Here is a 16449-nt window from a genome sequence, read left to right as displayed (position 1 = left end):
CATGATCGAGCACTCCGCCAGACGCAGCGCCGTGACGGTGCCCAAGCACCCGTTGTTCCTGCTGTTTCGCATCGGGGCGCAACGCTATGCCCTGCAAGCGACCGAGGTCGCCGAAGTGTTGCCTCGGCTGGTACTCAAACCCATCGCCCATACCCCGCACTGGGTGGCCGGCGTGTTCGCCCATCGCGGTGTGGTGGTGCCGGTCATCGACCTGAGCGCGCTGACTTTCGGCCAGCCTGCACCGCCGCGCACCAGCACACGGCTGGTGCTGGTGCATTACCGGGCCGACGCCGAGCGGGCTGCGCAATGGCTGGGGTTGATTCTGGAGCAGGCTACCGACACCCTGCGATGTGCTGCGCACGAGTTCAAGACGTACGGCCTGGACAACCGCCAGGCGCCGTACCTGGGCCCGGTGCGCGAGGATGAGCTGGGTTTGCTGCAGTGGATTCGGGTGCAGGACCTGCTCGACGAATCGGTGCGCGAGCTGCTGTTCCCGGCGCAACCCATGAGCCTTGAACCGTTCGAGCCGGCGCCATGAGCGAGGACGCGCGTTTCTTCGCTTTTCTCAAACACCGCATCGGCCTGGATGTCGCGTCGGTGGGCGAGGCCATTATCGAGCGGGCGGTGCGCCAGCGCTGCATGGCGTCCAAGGCGGCGGATCAGGACGGTTACTGGCAGTTGTTGCAGCGCTCGGCTGAAGAACAGCAGGCGCTGATCGAAGCGGTCATCGTGCCCGAGACCTGGTTTTTCCGTTACCCGGAATCCTTTGTCACCCTGGGCAAGCTGGCGACGGAGCGTTTGGCGCAACTCAAGGGCGCACGCCCGCTGCGCATCCTCAGTCTGCCGTGCTCCACCGGCGAGGAGCCTTATTCGATGGCCATGGCCTTGTTCGACGCCGGCGTGCCTGCGCAGCAGTTCAAGATCGAGGCGCTGGACATCAGCCCGCTGTCGCTGCAGCGTGCGCGCCGTGGGTTGTATGGCAAAAACTCGTTTCGCGGCGGCCAGCTTGGCTTTCGCGAACGCTATTTCGGCCAGGTCGAAGACGGCTATCGCGTGGAGGAACGGGTTCGCGAGCAAGTGGCATTTCAAGTGGGCAACCTGCTCGATCCTACGTTGCCGGTGGCGCAGTCAGCCTATGACTTCGTGTTTTGTCGCAACCTGTTGATCTACTTCGACGTCGATACCCAGCGGCGCGGTTTCGAGGCGCTCAAGCGCATGACCCGCGATGACGGCGTGCTGTTTATCGGTCCTGCCGAGGGCAGCCTGTTGGGGCGCATGGGCATGGCGTCCATCGGCATTGCACAGTCGTTCGCCTTTCGTCATCAAGCCCCGGTGCAGACCGAGGCGTGGGTGATGCGTACGGCTTCTGCCGTGCCGCCGCCATTGCCCGCCGAGCCGACGTCGGTGATCGTCACACCTGCCTTTGCGTCGCGGCCACCGGTGCCGGAGCCTGCTAAAAACAGTGCGCGTCCGTTTGTCCCGGCGCAGCCGCTCACGCGCAGCAGCCCGGTGGCGGGGGCCACCACGACGGGCGAGGCGCCCACCCTGCTCGACAGCATCGCAAGGCTGGCCAACGAAGGTAAAAGCGCGGAGGCCAAAAGCGCCTGCGAGCAGTACCTCACGCGTTACGAGCCCGTGGCCCCGGTGTTTTACTGGCTGGGCCTGTTGAGCGAGGTGGACGGACAAGGCGCAGCGGCCCAAGGGTTTTACCGCAAGGCGCTGTATTTGCAGCCGCAGCATCCCGAAGCGCTGGCTCAGTTGGCCGCGTTGTTGGCCGCGCAGGGTGACAATGCCGGCGCCCGTCGGCTGCAGGAGCGGGCGGCCCGCAGCCAGAATGCGTCCCGCAGCCTAAATAAAGAGGGACGCAATCGATGACCGGTGTACACAGCGAACTGGTCAGCAGTGACGCCCAGGCCATCGACGATTGCTGGAACCGCATCGGCATTCATGGCGACCGGTCCTGCCCGTTGCTGGTCGAGCATATCCATTGCCGCAATTGTTCGGTGTACTCGGCAGCGGCCACCCGCTTGCTTGACCGCTATGCGCTGGCGCAGGAACAGCGCGTGTCGATGCACAGCGAGACGCTTGCCAGCGAGGTCAAGACCCGCTCCATCGTGGTCTTTCGCCTCGGCGAAGAGTGGCTGGGGCTGCTGACCCGGTGCCTGGCCGAGGTTTCGCCGATGCAAGCCATTCATTCGCTGCCTCATCAGCGTTCCCGCGCATTGCTGGGGGTCGCCAACGTGCGAGGCGCTTTGGTTGCCTGCCTGTCCTTCGTCGAACTGCTGGGCCTGGACAGCTCAGCTTCGAGTGCCCCTGCCGCGCGGGCCATGCCGCGCATGCTGGTCATCTGTGCCGATGGCGGCCCGGTGGTGGTGCCGGTCGATGAGGTGGATGGCATTTACGGCATCGAAGTGCGCCTGCTGGACGGCGCTTCGGCCCCGGCGCACAACACCAACGCGCGCTTTACCAGAGGCGTGGTGCAGTGGAGAAACCGTAGCTTGCGCCTGCTTGATGAAGAGCAGTTGCTGAGCGCAGTGAACCGGAGCCTGACATGACGCCCGATCAGATGCGCGATGCCTCCTTGTTCGAGCTGTTCACCCTGGAGGCCGAAGCGCAGACCCAGGTATTGAGCGCAGGTTTGCTGGCGCTTGAGCGCAACCCGACACAGGCCGATCAACTGGAAGCCTGCATGCGCGCCGCCCACTCGCTCAAGGGCGCGGCGCGGATCGTTGGGGTGAACGCGGGGGTCAGTGTTGCCCACGTGATGGAGGACTGCCTGGTCGAGGCGCAGGAAGGTCGTCTGCACCTCAAGCCTGAACACATCGACGCATTGCTGATGGGCACCGACCTGCTCATGCGCATCGCCACGCCGGGCCCGGGCGGCGTGGCCGAGGGCGACGTGGAACGTTTCGTCGCGCTGATGAATGATCTGCTCAATTCCGGCGCTCGCACTGCCGCCGCAACGCCTGCCCATGCACCGTCGATGGATGACCTGCTGCTGGCCAATGCGCAGGCGTTGGTGGAGTCCGTGCAGTCCGCCCACGCGCCGCTGCCAGCTGATGATGTGCCCGGTGCCGAGCAGCCACCGGGTGTTTCGTCGGTTTTGCGGGAGCAACCGCTCCCCGTTGCAGCCCAGCCGCAGGACGACCCTGCAGCCATCGCCGGACGTCGCGTCGAGCGCCGCGTGGCCGAAGGCGGCGAGCGGGTGCTGCGCGTCACCGCCGAACGCCTGAACAACCTGCTGGACCTGTCGAGCAAGTCGTTGGTCGAGACTCAACGGTTGAAGCCTTATCTGGCGGCCATGCAACGGGTCAAGCGATCCCAGGGCGGGGCCGGCCGGGCGCTGGACAACCTTGAAGTCTTGCTCGGTGCCGCTGTCGATCCGGACGCACAAAAGGCGCTGCAGGAAGCTCGCCGCTTGCTCGGCGAAGCGCAGCAACTGTTGATCCAGCAGACCGCTGATCTGGATGAATTCGGTTGGCAGGCGGGTCAACGTGCGCAACTGTTGTACGACACCGCGCTGGCCTGTCGCATGCGCCCCTTCGCCGACGTGCTGGCCGGGCAGGCGCGGATGGTGCGCGACCTGGGGCGCGCCTTGGGCAAGCAGGTGCGCCTGGAAATAGAAGGTGAGAAAACCCAGGTTGATCGCGACGTACTGGAAAAACTCGAAGCGCCGCTGACCCACTTGCTGCGCAACGCGGTGGATCACGGTATCGAAACGCCCGAGCAACGCTTGGCCTGCGGCAAACCGGCTGAGGGTCTGATCCGGCTCAAGGCCTCGCATCAGGCGGGGCTGCTGGTGGTGGAGCTGAGCGACGATGGCGCTGGCGTGGACCTGGAGCGTCTGCGCCGAAGCATCATCGAGCGCAAGCTGTCGCCTGAACAGACCGCCGGGCAATTGAGCGAGGACGAGCTGCTCAGCTTCCTGTTCCTGCCCGGCTTCAGCCTGCGCGACACGGTCACCGAAGTCTCCGGTCGCGGCGTTGGCCTGGATGCCGTGCAGCACATGGTCAGGCAGCTGCACGGGGGTGTCGAGCTTGATCAGCAAGCCGGGCAGGGCAGCCGTTTTCACCTGCAAGTGCCGCTGACGCTGTCGGTGGTACGCAGCCTGGTGGTGGAAGTGGGCGGCGAGGCCTACGCCTTTGCGCTGGCGCACATCGAGCGCATGGTTGATGTGCAGGTCGACCAGATACTGCAGCTCGAGGGACGTCAGCATTTCTGGTACGAGGAGCGGCATGTTGGGCTGGTCGCCGCCAGCCAATTGCTCAATCGCCCCGCCAGCCAGGGCTCGACCGACGTACTCAAGGTGGTGGTCATTCGCGAGCTCGATGCGCTGTATGGGGTGGCGGTGGAGCGTTTCGTCGGCGAACGTACGCTGGTCGTGCTGCCGTTGGACCCGCGTTTGGGCAAGGTCCAGGATATTTCCGCCGGTGCGTTGCTGGACGACGGCTCGGCAGTGCTGATCATTGATGTCGAAGACCTGCTGCGCTCGGTGGAAAAACTGCTCAACACCGGTCGTCTGGAGCGGATCGACCGCCGTGATCAATCGGCCCGCTCTCAAGCTCGCAAGCGCGTGCTGGTGGTGGACGATTCATTAACCGTGCGCGAGCTGGAGCGCAAATTGCTCCTCGGTCGTGGCTATGAGGTCGTGGTCGCGGTGGATGGCATGGATGGCTGGAACGCCTTGCGTGGCGAGGACTTCGATCTGTTGATCACCGACATCGACATGCCGCGCATGGACGGCATCGAGTTACTGACATGGGTGCGACGTGACAGCCGGTTGCAGTCATTACCCGTCATGGTGGTGTCATACAAGGATCGCGAAGAAGATCGCCGTCGCGGTCTCGATGCTGGCGCGGACTATTATCTGGCCAAAGCCAGCTTCCATGATGATGCGTTACTCGATGCAGTGGTCGAGCTGATAGGAGATGCGCAAGGATGAAGATTGCCATCGTCAATGACATGCCTATGGCGGTAGAGGCGTTGCGCCGTGCACTGGCTTTCGAACCGGCGCATCAGGTGGTATGGGTGGCGAGTAATGGCGCCGAGGCGGTACAGCGCTGCGCCGAACTTACGCCGGACCTGATCCTGATGGACCTGATCATGCCGGTAATGGACGGCGTAGAGGCGACTCGACGTATCATGGCGGCCACCCCATGCGCCATCGTGATTGTGACCGTCGATCGCGAACAGAACGTCCACCGTGTGTTCGAGGCAATGGGCCATGGTGCCTTGGACGTCGTCGATACCCCTGCTGTCGGCGCAGGCAATCCCAAAGAGGCTGCCGCGCCGTTGTTACGCAAGATTCTTAATATAGGCTGGCTCGTTGGCCAGCTGGACAGTCGCGTGCGGCCAACCCCCGCACCGCAGGCTACGGCCACCCAACGCAAGGGACTGGTTGCCATAGGATCGTCCGCCGGAGGACCGGCTGCGCTGGAAGTGCTGCTCAAGGGGCTGCCCAAGGATTTTCCGGCGGCCATCGTGCTGGTGCAGCATGTGGATCAAGTGTTTGCGGCCGGTATGGCGCAATGGCTCAACGGTTCTTCCGGGCTGCAGGTGCGACTGGCTCGCGACGGGGAGTCGCCGGAGTGCGGCGCAGTGTTGCTGGCGGGCACCAATCACCATCTGCGGCTGTTGAAAAACGGCACGCTGGCTTATACCGCCGAGCCAGTGAACGAGATATATCGGCCCTCTATCGATGTGTTTTTCGAGAGCGTGGCCAGCTACTGGGGCGGTGATGCGGTGGGTGTTCTGTTGACAGGCATGGGCCGGGACGGGGCACAGGGACTCAAGCTGATGCGTCAGCGCGGTTTCCTCACCATCGCTCAGGACGAGCAAAGCTGCGCGGTGTATGGCATGCCCAAAGCGGCCGCCGCCATCGACGCGGCCACGGAGATTCGCCCGCTGGATACGATTGCGCCTCGGTTGAACGAGGCCTTTACACATTGACCTTCCCAGGTGAATTCACAGCCCGTCTGTGACCAGGAGACCTGAATGCAAGAGTTGCAACTGGACCCACTACACACCACGGACGAAAACGCGGCCATGGTGTTACTGGTCGACGATCAGGCGATGATCGCCGAGGCAGTCCGGCGCGGGCTGGCGAATCAGGAAAACATCGACTTCCATTTTTGTGCCGACCCCCAACAGGCCATTGCCCAGGCGATGCAGATCAAGCCAACGGTGATCCTGCAGGATTTGGTCATGCCCGGTCTGGACGGTCTGACCCTGGTGCGCGAATACCGTCATAACCCGATGACTCGGGATATTCCGATCATCGTTCTGTCGACCAAGGAAGACCCGCTGATCAAAAGCGCCGCGTTTGCTGCCGGTGCCAACGATTACCTGGTCAAGCTGCCGGATAACATCGAGCTGGTGGCGCGTATCCGCTATCACTCGCGCTCCTACATGACCTTGCTGCAGCGCGATGAAGCCTATAGAGCTTTACGCGTCAGCCAGCAGCAACTGCTTGATACCAACCTGGTGCTGCAGCGCCTGATGAACTCCGATGGCCTGACCGGCTTGTCGAACCGGCGGCACTTCGACGAGTACCTGGAGCTTGAATGGCGACGGGCGACCCGCGAGCAGACGCAGATGTCGCTGATGATGATCGATGTCGACTACTTCAAGGCATTTAACGATAACTTTGGGCACCTTGAAGGCGACGAAGCGCTGCGTCAGGTGGCCAAGGCCATTCGCGCCAGTTGCAGTCGTCCCTCCGACCTGCCGGCGCGCTATGGCGGTGAAGAGTTCTCCCTGGTGCTGCCCAATACCTCACCGGGCGGCGCTCGCCTGCTGGCCGAAAAGCTGCGCCAGACCATCGCCGGCATGAACATCCCGCACATCGTCCCCAGCGAAGGCGCGAGCCTGACCGTCAGCATCGGCTTGGCGACCGTGGTGCCGCAGGTGGGCAGTCACAGTCGCCAGTTGATTCTGATGGCCGATCAGGGCTTGTACGCGGCCAAGAACAATGGGCGCAATCAGGTGGTGGTGGGGTAGAACACGACTGTCTTCAGGTTAACCCGCGCTACGTGAGTGAGCTCACTGGAGCGAGGGTGGCCCTGTCGGCTCCGCTCCAGCTGTGGCTTGAGTGCCATTTTGTCGGAATGCCGCCCGGATGAATGAGTGCTCACCGGCCTGCATCCGGCCGACGGCTGCCACAACCCTGACACGCTCGCCCAACGGACTGCCATCCCCGCAGCGGCTCAGGTATACTCGCCGGCTTTGTAAATTTCGCCTGCGAGTGCTGCCCACCATGGAAATCAACCCGATCCTAAACAGCATCAAGGACCTGTCCGAGCGCTCCGAAGCCATTCGGGGGTATCTTTGACTACGATCACAAAAGTGATCGTCTGACCGAAGTCAACCGCGAGCTCGAAGACCCGGCCGTCTGGAACAATCCGTCGTATGCGCAGGAACTGGGGCGCGAACGGTCGTTGCTGGCGCAGATCGTCGACACCCTCGACGAAATGAGTTCCGGTCTGGCCGATGCCAGAGACCTGCTGGACATGGCTGTCGAAGAACAGGACGAAGGCGCTGTCGCCGATATCGGCACCGAAGTCGACCGCCTGCGCGAGTCTCTGGAAAAACTCGAATTCCGCCGCATGTTCAGCGGCGAGATGGATGCGAACAACGCCTACCTCGATATTCAGGCCGGCTCCGGCGGCACCGAGGCTCAGGACTGGGCCAACATCCTGCTGCGCATGTACCTGCGCTGGGCAGACAAGCGCGGTTTCGACGCGACCATCATGGAACTGTCCGCCGGTGAAGTCGCCGGTATCAAGGGCGCGACCGTGCACATCAAGGGCGAGTACGCCTTTGGCTGGTTGCGTACCGAGATCGGCGTACACCGTCTGGTGCGCAAGAGCCCGTTCGACTCCGGCAACCGCCGTCATACCTCGTTCTCGGCGGTGTTCGTATCGCCTGAGATTGATGACAACATCGAAATCGACATCAACCCGGCAGACCTGCGGATCGACACCTACCGTTCATCCGGTGCCGGTGGTCAGCACGTTAACACCACCGACTCAGCGGTGCGTATCACTCACGTACCGACCAACACCGTGGTCAGCTGCCAGAACGAACGTTCGCAGCACGCCAACAAGGACACCGCCATGAAAATGCTGCGGGCCAGGTTGTACGAGCAGGAAGTGCAGAAGCGCAACGCAGCCTCTCAGGCGCTGGAAGACACCAAGTCCGACATCGGCTGGGGCCACCAGATCCGTTCGTACGTGCTCGATGCTTCGCGCATCAAGGACCTGCGTACCAGCGTCGAACGCAGCGACTGCGACAAGGTGCTCGACGGCGACCTCGACGAATACCTGATCGCGAGCCTCAAGCAAGGGCTGTAATCGCAACACCACCGTTGCGGGCGGCGTCCGTCACATGACGCACGCGCCCGCGATCCCTCGCCGCACCCACCGGGGCTGGCGAGGGGGCAACGAAACCGTGATGGAAAATCCAAAGACATGAGCGACCAACAACTCGACCCGCAAGCCCAGCAACAGGAAGAAAACACCCTGATCGCCCTGCGCAAGGAAAAGCTTGCTGCCGAGCGTGCCAGAGGCAACGCCTTCCCGAACGACTTCCGCCGCGAAAACTACTGCAACGACCTGCAGAAGCAGTACGCGGACAAGACCAAGGAAGAGCTGGCTGAAGCGGCGATTCCGGTCAAGGTTGCAGGTCGCATCATGCTCAACCGTGGCTCGTTCATGGTGATTCAGGACATGACCGGTCGCATCCAGGTCTACGTCAATCGAAAGACGCTCCCGGAAGAAACCCTGGCCTCGGTGAAGACCTGGGACATGGGCGACATCATCGCCGCCGAAGGCACCCTGGCCCGTTCCGGCAAGGGCGACCTGTACGTCGAGATGACCAGCGTGCGTCTGCTGACCAAGTCGCTGCGCCCGTTGCCTGACAAACACCACGGGCTGACCGACACCGAACAGCGCTACCGTCAGCGCTACGTCGACCTGATCGTCAACGAAGACGTACGCGACACATTCCGCGTGCGCTCGCAGGTGATCGCCCACATCCGCAGCTTCCTGATGAAGCGCGACTTCCTTGAAGTCGAGACGCCGATGCTGCAGACCATTCCCGGCGGTGCGGCGGCCAAGCCGTTCGAGACTCACCACAACGCACTCGACCTGCCGATGTTCCTGCGTATCGCGCCTGAGTTGTACCTCAAGCGCCTGGTGGTCGGTGGTTTCGAGAAAGTGTTCGAGATCAACCGCAACTTCCGTAACGAAGGCGTCTCGACGCGTCACAACCCTGAATTCACCATGTTGGAGTTCTACCAGGCTTACGCCGACTACGAAGACAACATGGACCTGACCGAAGAGCTGTTCCGCGAGCTGGCCCAACTGGTTCTTGGCCGCACCGACGTGCCTTACGGCGACAAGGTGTTCCACTTCGGCGAGCCATTCGTACGTCTGTCGGTGTTCGACTCGATCCTCAAGTACAACCCCGAGTTGACGGCGGACGACCTGAACGACATCGACAAGGCGCGTGCCATTGCCAAGAAAGCCGGCGCCAAGGTGCTGGGCTTCGAAGGTCTGGGCAAACTGCAGGTGATGATTTTCGAAGAACTGGTCGAGCACAAGCTGGAGCAGCCGCACTTCATCACCCAGTACCCGTTCGAAGTGTCGCCGCTGGCGCGTCGCAACGATGAAAACCCGAACGTCACCGACCGTTTCGAGCTGTTCATCGGTGGCCGTGAAATCGCCAATGCCTACTCCGAGCTGAACGATGCCGAAGATCAGGCCGAACGCTTCATGGCTCAGGTGGCCGACAAGGACGCCGGCGACGATGAAGCGATGCATTACGATGCCGACTTCGTTCGCGCCCTGGAGTACGGCATGCCGCCGACAGCGGGAGAGGGCATCGGTATCGACCGCTTGGTCATGCTGCTGACCAACTCGCCGTCGATCCGCGACGTGATCCTGTTCCCGCACATGCGACCGCAAGCCTAAGCGTTACCCCAAAAGCCGCCTGAGCAGGGCGGCTTTTTTTTGTCCGTCGGTCATCCAGGCGCCGAAACCGAAGCGCTATAGCCGTCCGGCCTGCTGGCGACGGTTTTCGAATCGTCACCGCCGACAAGCCGGGCTGCCGGAAGAGTTCAGCGCTCGTTCAGACGGCATGTCTCACACTCGATACGACCACGCACTGCCTGAAAAAAGGAAACCTTGTCGTGAATCGCATGATCGCTCAAAAGGGAGCCGCCGGCCTCGCCACAGCCGTCGCGCAGAGTGTTCAGTACCAGGGCCGCAAGGCCAGTCGGCAGGGTAGCGAGCAGCGTCGACAGCAAATCCTCGACGCGGCCATGCGCATCCTCGTTCGCGACGGTGTTCGGGCGGTGCGTCATCGCGCCGTCGCGGCCGAAGCTCAAGTACCGTTGTCAGCCACCACCTATTACTTCAAGGACATCGACGACTTGCTCACCGATGCCTTCGCCCAGTACGTCGAGCGCAGTGCTGCCTACATGGCCAAACTGTGGAGCAATACCGAAGACCGGCTGCGCGAGATGGTTGCGCGCAACGACGGTAGTGCGCAGGCCCGTGCGCGGCTGGCAGACGACATTGCGCGCATGACCATGGAGTATGTGCGTCACCAGTTGCTGACCCGCCGCGACCAGTTGATCGCCGAGCATGCGTTCCGCCTGGAAGCGTTGATCAACCCGCGATTGGCGCCTTTGGTCGCTGCGCATCAGGAAATTCTTTTGCAGGGAAGTGCCCAGTTTCTCGAGGTCATGGGCTCGACCCAGGCGCAAGTGGATGCGCAAGTGTTGACGGGGGTAATCGGGCGGATGGAATATCAGGGGCTGCTCGGAGCGCTAAGTCCGGACGCAGATAAGGAAATGCTCGCTATTCTTACTCGTCAGATGCATCTGGTGCTGGGCACGGCCCGGCCAATGGCTGCCGGGAACGTTTGATTTCAGGAATCACTTTCAGGAGAAGCGATGAAAGTCTGGAGCGTCTTGCTCGCCTTATCGTTCGCGCTGTTGAGCGGATGTCTGGTGACTTTCAAGGACCCGATTCCGACCACCGATGCCGCGCCGCCGAAACTGCTCGGCACCTGGACCAGCAAGAACGCCTGGGGCGAGCCGCTGGAGCTGGAAGTCAGCCGCGCCGGCGCCAACCAGTACAAGGCTGTGAGCTATCGCAAGGGTGATCGCAAGAACCGGGACGAATACAGCTTTACCGTCTCCCGGCATGGCAGCCGCTGGTATGTCTCGGCCGCACTGCCGCACAAGTATGGCGCCAATTACGTGATCGCCGGTTTCGACCTGATCGACAACGACGACGCTGCCGATGAGCTGGTGGTCTACGACCTGGATCTTGAGCGCATGCAGCAGTTGGTAGAGCAGAAGACGTTCGAGGGGCAGCCGATCGAGACTGAGAAGGGCGAAGGCGTGCTGATCACCACTTCCATGGACAAGGTGTTCGCCTATCTGGATGACACGGCCAATTCGGACGTCTTCCTCAAGGCGGCCCAATACCAGCGCATGACCAAATAGCGCAACGGTTCAATCAAAGGGGTACTGGGTGGACGAATACCAGCAGACCATTCGCACGCTGTCCGACCGCATCGTGCTGGCGCAGACACCGATTCGCGTACTCGACGCAGTGAAGTGGGACGACAGCATCCGCAAGACGTTCCTCGCCACCAAGGGTAAGCAGCTGCCCGAAGTCGATCGTGCCTACTACGAGAATCGCCCGCTGGGGTTCGATTCGAGCGCGCTCAAGCTCGAATTCCAGAACATAGAGCGCGACATCACCCGGCAGTTGGGACAGTTCAATCCGGTGGGGCAGATCATGCGCCGTATGTGCAGGGAGTACCGCATGGTGGTGCGCATGCTCGAAGCGCGCGGCACACCGGATTTCGGCCTGATCTCGCAGGAACTGTACGGCGCGGCGTCCGATGCGTTTCACGCCGGTGATCCCACGCTCGCCGATCTTGGGCGGATGCTCTCCGATTACCTGAACAACATCGACGGGCGCGGTGACCTCAAGGACGAGCCCAAGACCCTGAACGCCAAGGATGCGGTAGCAATGCTGCAAAGCCGTCTGAACCGCACCTTCGGCGAGGCCCAGGAAACCATCCGCGTGTTCGAGTCCGATGGTATTGTCGCCGACGCGGCGGCAGGCGCCGACTACATCAAGATTCGCAGCGATGCGATGTTCAACGAACGAGACGTGCGCGCGCTGGAGGTCCATGAGGGGCTGGTGCATGTGGGCACGACGCTCAACGGCTTGAACCAGCCAATCTGTACCTTCCTTGCCAAGGGCCCGCCCTCGTCCACGGTCACCCAGGAAGGCTTGGCGATTTTGATGGAAGTGATTGGTTTCGCCTCCTATCCCAGCCGCCTGCGCAAACTCACGAACCGCACCCGCGCCATCCATATGGCTGAAGAGGGCGCGGATTTCCTGCAGGTGTTCGACTTTTATCGCGAACAAGGTTTTGGCATGTCGGAAAGCTACGGTAATGCCAGCCGCGTTTTCCGTGGCTCGGTGCCCAATGGCCTGCCGTTCACCAAGGACTTGTCCTACCTCAAGGGCTTTATCATGGTTTACAACTACATCCAGTTGGCCGTGAGAAAGGGCAAGCTGGAACAAGTGCCGTTGCTGTTCTGCGGTAAGACCACACTGGAGGACATGCGCACCTTGCGCCAATTGGTGGATGAAGGGCTGGTGGTGCCACCCAAATACCTGCCGGACCAATTCCGCGACATGAACGCCTTGTCGGCCTGGATGTGCTTTTCCAACTTCCTCAATCACCTGAGCCTGGACCGGATCGAGGCGGATTACGCGAATATCCTGTAGGCATCACGGGGTTTTTGAGGGACGTCTGGTCGTCACGCAGCTTGCCGACGGTGACGTCCATGAGAGCACCACAACCGGCGTGGCGCGCTGCTACAGAAAAAACGATCTTTTCTTGTTCGAATCACATAGGATTTCGCGTTTGAAGCTGCTCACCTCACTGGCTCTCCTGATTTGCCTGACTGGCTGCAGCCAATTGCTGTTTTACCCTGAGCGCGACGTGCCGTTGACCCCGGACAAAGCCCACCTGGCCTATCGCGAAATCACCCTCACGGCGGCCGACGGCACCAAGCTCAACGGTTGGTGGCTACCCGCCAAAGAGGGCGTGCCGGTCAAGGGCACGGTACTGCACCTGCATGGCAATGGCGGCAATATGGCCTGGCATCTGGGTGGCAGTTGGTGGTTGCCCGAGCAAGGCTATCAAGTGCTGTTGCTCGACTATCGCGGCTACGGTCGATCCGAAGGTGAGCCAAGCTTGCCGGCCATTTACCAGGACCTCGACGCCGCGTTCGAGTGGCTCGGCACAGCCCCTGAAGTCCAAGGCAGGCCACTGGTGGTGTTGGGGCAGAGCATCGGTGGCGCCTTGGGCGTGCACTACCTGGCCGAGCACGCGCAGCAGCGCTCGCGGGTCAAGGCGCTGGTGCTCGACGGCGTGCCTGCCAGTTATCGCGAGGTGGCGCGTTATACCCTCGGCACCTCCTGGCTGACCTGGCCGTTTAAGCGCCCGCTGTCGTGGGTGATTCCGGACAGCGACAGCGCCATTAACGGTATCGCGCAGCTCAAGGGTACGCCGATGCTGCTGTTCCAGAGTCTGGACGACGCGCAGGTCCCGCTGCACAACGGCATCAGCCTGTATCAGGCCGCGCCGCCGCCTCGCGTGTTGCAACTGACGCGTGGACCGCATGTGCAGACCTTTGCCGACCCTACCTGGCGGGAAGTGATGGTGCGTTATCTGGATGATCCATTGCACTTCAACGGCCTGCGACGGCTGGCCGAGATTCCCAACTATCCCGACGCCGAGGCGAACAAAAAGCCACCCGCGCCATCGAAAACCGAATCTGCCCAGGCCCCGCAATGACTGAAGAGCGTAACCTCATCCCCCAGATTCTCACCGGCATCGCCTGCATTTTCGGGACGGTAGGTGTGCTGTGGTACTACGGCTATCTGCACTTTGCCAAACCGCAGGATGCGCTTGAGCTAAGCCAGTTCACGATGCTCAAGACGGTTCCGGGTGAGGATTACAAAGTGGCGCTGGAGCCTGCGCCGCAGGTCGCTCGTTGCGTAGAGGGCGTGATGGTGCTGTTCGATACCGAACAGAAGGGCCTGAGTGGGGTGCTGGTCAACGCGCGACAACAGGCCGTGCGTTGCATGGGACAGCAGACGCCGCGGCAGCTGCAGTGAAGTCGGAACACAGCAGCATTCGCTATCTTTGACGCGCAGGGTAGAGCGTACATGCTGCTTGCCTGTTGCTGCCTGGCTTGTTGGCGGTAAACCGTGCGCACGTCGCGCCGCCAAGCCGGACTCCTGCGCGAATGGGATTGACCCTCAAATCTCCTGTACCTGCCGTTGCTCTTTACGCACTGGTTTAGACGCCGCCGCATGCGCTTGAGTGCAACCTGAGCACAGCCGGCACGCTGAGCCCAGATCGCACCCACAAAAAAGCCCCACCTGCTCGTCAGCAGGCGGGGCTTTTCAGTGTGCTGCTACGACCGGATTAGTGCATCGACGAACGCGGCGCGACCGGCTGGTTGTCGTTGGAAATGGTCACTTCCACACGACGATTCATGGCACGACCCGACGCGCTGGTGTTGTCAGCGACCGGATATTCCTTGCCGTAGCCCTGCGACACTACGCGATCGGGACTAACGCCCATTTTCACCAGTGCCAGACGCACCGAGCTTGCGCGGCGCTCGGACAGCGATTGGTTGTAAGTTGCCGAACCGGTGCTGTCGGTGTAGCCCTCAACGATGACCTTGCGATCAGGGTTTTCCTGAAGGAACTGGGCCAGTTTGTTCACGTTGACCAGACCGGCAGACTTCAGCTCAGCCTTGTTCAGGTCGAACAGTACGTCACCGAATGTGACCAGCGTACCGCGTTCGGTTTGCTTGGCATTCAGGCTGTTCTGCAGGGCCTTGATCTGCGCGTCACGGGCGTCCAGACGAGCTTGTGCGCGTTGGGCAGAGGCGTTTTTCAGATCGTTTTCAGCAGTCTTCAGATTGATGGTCTGCTTGGCCAGCTCAACGCGCTGGTTAGTCAGGTAAGCCAGTTGATCGACCTTCTTCTCGTTTTCCTTGTCGCGATAAGCAGCGTCTGCCTTATTCAGCCAATCGCTGGCGTCCTTGGTTTCCAGTGCCGCCAGATCATTGGATTTTGGGTTGCTTTGCAGCGCCGAGAAGTTGGTACGTGCCTGTTCCAGGTTCACGTTTGGTTGCGAGGAGCAGGCAGCCAGACCAACGCTCAGGGCCAGCAGGGCAGGAATCAGTACTTGTTTACGCATAATAGTTCGTCCTTTAAATCGATGGCAGTGCAGAGAGTGCGAAGTGTTATTGGCTGACCGGTTGAACCTGGCGCAGACCTTCTTCACGCAGCTCATTGACGCCCTGACGAGCATCCTGCACCGCTTTTTGGGCCTTGGCTGCTTGCGATTTACGCTCGGCTACACGAGCGTCCCATTCGGCTTGCTCTGCGAGAGTGCGGGCTTCGTCGTATTTCTTTTCCTGCATGGCAAGTTCTGCTTGCTTGAACTTGTCTTGCGCCGACTTCATCTCGACCGCTGCGTACTCGGTACCACCTGCGCTGACGGCAGCGTTGACCGCCGATTGCGTCACGGCGTATTGCTCGCTCGGCGGCTTGCCCGCGCAACCGGCGAGCAACAGGCTAGTGCCCACGGCCAGCGCGGCCATTTTCAGCCCGCGAAGACTTTTGGACGTGGTGTTGGCAGTACGGATGTTCATGGTGGTCAACTCCATTTTGAAACTCCTGAGGCTAGATTTTTCCATTTCAGTGCGGGCCTTGGCGGGGACTTCAGCGAATCAACTTCTGCTGCCACCTGTCGGCTTTTTTCTGTAATGGCTAACTGCTCGGACCTGCGCAATTTTTGAATAGTTCAGACCTTTTCGCTCTTAATTGCCTAACTTTTGTTGCGCGATGTAAATGTGGCGCTTGGATATTGGCGCAAAAAATGACGGGTCAGACCCGCTTCTCACGCAGGGCGCCGGAGTTTTAATGGTCTGAAAACGACGTCGCTTTCAGTGTTGGGAGCCGTCCTGCTGCTCTGCCAAATCCTGCAAATAACGGCGCGACAGGGCGAGAAAGCGAGGCGTCGGACCGACGTCTTCGTACAAGGGGTTGCCTTCCTCATCCGTTGCGACCACGTGCTGGCCCTGGATATACGGAAAGCTGGCTTCCAGTTCTTCAAGGGCAGCGCCGATCAGTTCTCCGAGCAATTCTTCGGCGGAGCGCTTGGGGTACATTTCGGCAACCGCGGCCAGGCGCGCCGCAGCTTCGACATCCAGGTGAACCGCGTAACCAGTCTTGGTCAGGCGACCTTTGGCGGAGTCTTCCCAGTGTGTTGCCAGCTCACGGATTTTCATAACGACCTCTTCAACGACCCGCACGGCAGCGGGCTTGG

At 61.3% G+C, this 16449-nt stretch carries 16 protein-coding genes; 13 read left to right on the top strand and 3 right to left on the bottom strand.

Features of this window, described 5'->3' with window-relative positions; translation table 11 throughout:
• The first annotated feature begins 1 nt into the window (after position 1).
• The 13 genes from B3I26_RS10350 (at position 2) to B3I26_RS10290 (ending at position 14219) form a co-directional block, all read left to right on the top strand.
• Positions 2-538 (top strand): chemotaxis protein CheW, encoded by a 537-nt coding sequence (locus B3I26_RS10350; RefSeq protein ID WP_296257586.1) that lies wholly within the window; start codon positions 2-4, stop codon positions 536-538.
• Positions 535-1875, top strand: a complete 1341-nt coding sequence (locus B3I26_RS10345) for a CheR family methyltransferase (protein WP_296257585.1) — start codon at positions 535-537, stop codon at positions 1873-1875. The genes B3I26_RS10350 and B3I26_RS10345 overlap by 4 nt, the downstream gene beginning before the upstream one ends.
• Positions 1872-2555, top strand: coding sequence for a chemotaxis protein CheW (locus tag B3I26_RS10340; protein ID WP_296257584.1), 684 nt, complete (start codon positions 1872-1874; stop codon positions 2553-2555). Before B3I26_RS10345 ends, B3I26_RS10340 begins: the two co-directional genes overlap by 4 nt.
• Positions 2552-4942, top strand: coding sequence for a hybrid sensor histidine kinase/response regulator (locus tag B3I26_RS10335; RefSeq protein WP_296257583.1), 2391 nt, complete (start codon positions 2552-2554; stop codon positions 4940-4942). Before B3I26_RS10340 ends, B3I26_RS10335 begins: the two co-directional genes overlap by 4 nt.
• Positions 4939-5949: a chemotaxis response regulator protein-glutamate methylesterase gene (locus tag B3I26_RS10330; RefSeq protein WP_296257582.1), complete on the top strand. Its 1011-nt coding sequence runs from the start codon at positions 4939-4941 to the stop codon at positions 5947-5949. The genes B3I26_RS10335 and B3I26_RS10330 overlap by 4 nt, the downstream gene beginning before the upstream one ends.
• A 45-nt stretch (positions 5950-5994) precedes the next feature.
• A complete protein-coding gene (locus tag B3I26_RS10325) occupies positions 5995-6999 on the top strand; it encodes a response regulator (protein WP_296257581.1) in 1005 nt (334 codons plus the stop codon).
• Positions 7000-7255: 256 nt separating this feature from the next.
• A protein-coding gene (gene prfB, locus B3I26_RS10320; RefSeq protein WP_296257580.1) for a peptide chain release factor 2 occupies positions 7256-8351 on the top strand; the annotation gives its coding sequence in 2 pieces (ribosomal slippage) (positions 7256-7327 and positions 7329-8351; 1095 coding nt in all).
• A 117-nt stretch (positions 8352-8468) separates the two neighbouring features.
• On the top strand, positions 8469-9971 hold the full coding sequence (gene lysS, locus B3I26_RS10315; protein ID WP_296257579.1) for a lysine--tRNA ligase: 1503 nt from the start codon (positions 8469-8471) through the stop codon (positions 9969-9971).
• 227 nt (positions 9972-10198) lie between these two features.
• Positions 10199-10930: a TetR/AcrR family transcriptional regulator gene (locus B3I26_RS10310; RefSeq protein WP_296257614.1), complete on the top strand. Its 732-nt coding sequence runs from the start codon at positions 10199-10201 to the stop codon at positions 10928-10930.
• Between the two features lie 27 nt (positions 10931-10957).
• Positions 10958-11515: a hypothetical protein gene (locus tag B3I26_RS10305; RefSeq protein WP_296257578.1), complete on the top strand. Its 558-nt coding sequence runs from the start codon at positions 10958-10960 to the stop codon at positions 11513-11515.
• Positions 11516-11543: 28 nt separating this feature from the next.
• Positions 11544-12821: a flavohemoglobin expression-modulating QEGLA motif protein gene (locus B3I26_RS10300; RefSeq protein ID WP_296257577.1), complete on the top strand. Its 1278-nt coding sequence runs from the start codon at positions 11544-11546 to the stop codon at positions 12819-12821.
• Between the two features lie 139 nt (positions 12822-12960).
• Positions 12961-13896 carry an alpha/beta hydrolase gene (locus B3I26_RS10295; protein ID WP_296257576.1) on the top strand — a complete coding sequence of 312 codons (936 nt, stop codon included), beginning with the start codon at positions 12961-12963 and terminating at the stop codon, positions 13894-13896.
• Entirely contained in the window at positions 13893-14219 is a 327-nt protein-coding gene (locus B3I26_RS10290; protein ID WP_296257575.1) for a hypothetical protein, read from the top strand. Before B3I26_RS10295 ends, B3I26_RS10290 begins: the two co-directional genes overlap by 4 nt.
• A 313-nt stretch (positions 14220-14532) precedes the next feature.
• Here B3I26_RS10290 and B3I26_RS10285 read toward each other — a convergent pair whose 3' ends face one another.
• The 3 genes from B3I26_RS10285 to B3I26_RS10275 form a co-directional block, all read right to left on the bottom strand.
• The gene (locus B3I26_RS10285; RefSeq protein ID WP_296257574.1) at positions 14533-15315 is read right to left on the bottom strand and encodes an OmpA family protein; all 783 of its coding nucleotides are present in this window, start codon (positions 15313-15315) and stop codon (positions 14533-14535) included.
• A gap of 46 nt (positions 15316-15361) precedes the next feature.
• On the bottom strand, positions 15362-15787 hold the full coding sequence (locus B3I26_RS10280; RefSeq protein WP_296257573.1) for a DUF4398 domain-containing protein: 426 nt from the start codon (positions 15785-15787) through the stop codon (positions 15362-15364).
• 279 nt (positions 15788-16066) lie between these two features.
• Positions 16067-16411, bottom strand: a complete 345-nt coding sequence (locus B3I26_RS10275) for a pilin assembly protein (RefSeq protein WP_296257613.1) — start codon at positions 16409-16411, stop codon at positions 16067-16069.
• Between the last annotated feature and the right edge of the window lie 38 nt (positions 16412-16449).

The sequence above is a fragment of the Pseudomonas sp. UBA5706 genome, assembly GCF_002419965.1.
Taxonomy (GTDB): Bacteria; Pseudomonadota; Gammaproteobacteria; order Pseudomonadales; family Pseudomonadaceae; genus Aquipseudomonas.
Note: the sequence above shows the minus strand (reverse complement) of the source record. Positions and strands in the feature narration are given on the sequence as shown.

What these genes read in the sequence shown, in the direction of transcription:
- B3I26_RS10350 (WP_296257586.1), top strand. Translation starts at nt 2, where the DNA reads ATGATCGAGCACTCCGCCAGACGCAGCGCCGTGACGGTGCCCAAGCAC.
- B3I26_RS10345 (WP_296257585.1), top strand. Translation starts at nt 535, where the DNA reads ATGAGCGAGGACGCGCGTTTCTTCGCTTTTCTCAAACACCGCATCGGC.
- B3I26_RS10340 (WP_296257584.1), top strand. Translation starts at nt 1,872, where the DNA reads ATGACCGGTGTACACAGCGAACTGGTCAGCAGTGACGCCCAGGCCATC.
- B3I26_RS10335 (WP_296257583.1), top strand. Translation starts at nt 2,552, where the DNA reads ATGACGCCCGATCAGATGCGCGATGCCTCCTTGTTCGAGCTGTTCACC.
- B3I26_RS10330 (WP_296257582.1), top strand. Translation starts at nt 4,939, where the DNA reads ATGAAGATTGCCATCGTCAATGACATGCCTATGGCGGTAGAGGCGTTG.
- B3I26_RS10325 (WP_296257581.1), top strand. Translation starts at nt 5,995, where the DNA reads ATGCAAGAGTTGCAACTGGACCCACTACACACCACGGACGAAAACGCG.
- lysS (WP_296257579.1), top strand. Translation starts at nt 8,469, where the DNA reads ATGAGCGACCAACAACTCGACCCGCAAGCCCAGCAACAGGAAGAAAAC.
- B3I26_RS10310 (WP_296257614.1), top strand. Translation starts at nt 10,199, where the DNA reads ATGATCGCTCAAAAGGGAGCCGCCGGCCTCGCCACAGCCGTCGCGCAG.
- B3I26_RS10305 (WP_296257578.1), top strand. Translation starts at nt 10,958, where the DNA reads ATGAAAGTCTGGAGCGTCTTGCTCGCCTTATCGTTCGCGCTGTTGAGC.
- B3I26_RS10290 (WP_296257575.1), top strand. Translation starts at nt 13,893, where the DNA reads ATGACTGAAGAGCGTAACCTCATCCCCCAGATTCTCACCGGCATCGCC.
- B3I26_RS10285 (WP_296257574.1), bottom strand. Translation starts at nt 15,315, where the DNA reads ATGCGTAAACAAGTACTGATTCCTGCCCTGCTGGCCCTGAGCGTTGGT.
- B3I26_RS10280 (WP_296257573.1), bottom strand. Translation starts at nt 15,787, where the DNA reads ATGGAGTTGACCACCATGAACATCCGTACTGCCAACACCACGTCCAAA.
- B3I26_RS10275 (WP_296257613.1), bottom strand. Translation starts at nt 16,411, where the DNA reads ATGAAAATCCGTGAGCTGGCAACACACTGGGAAGACTCCGCCAAAGGT.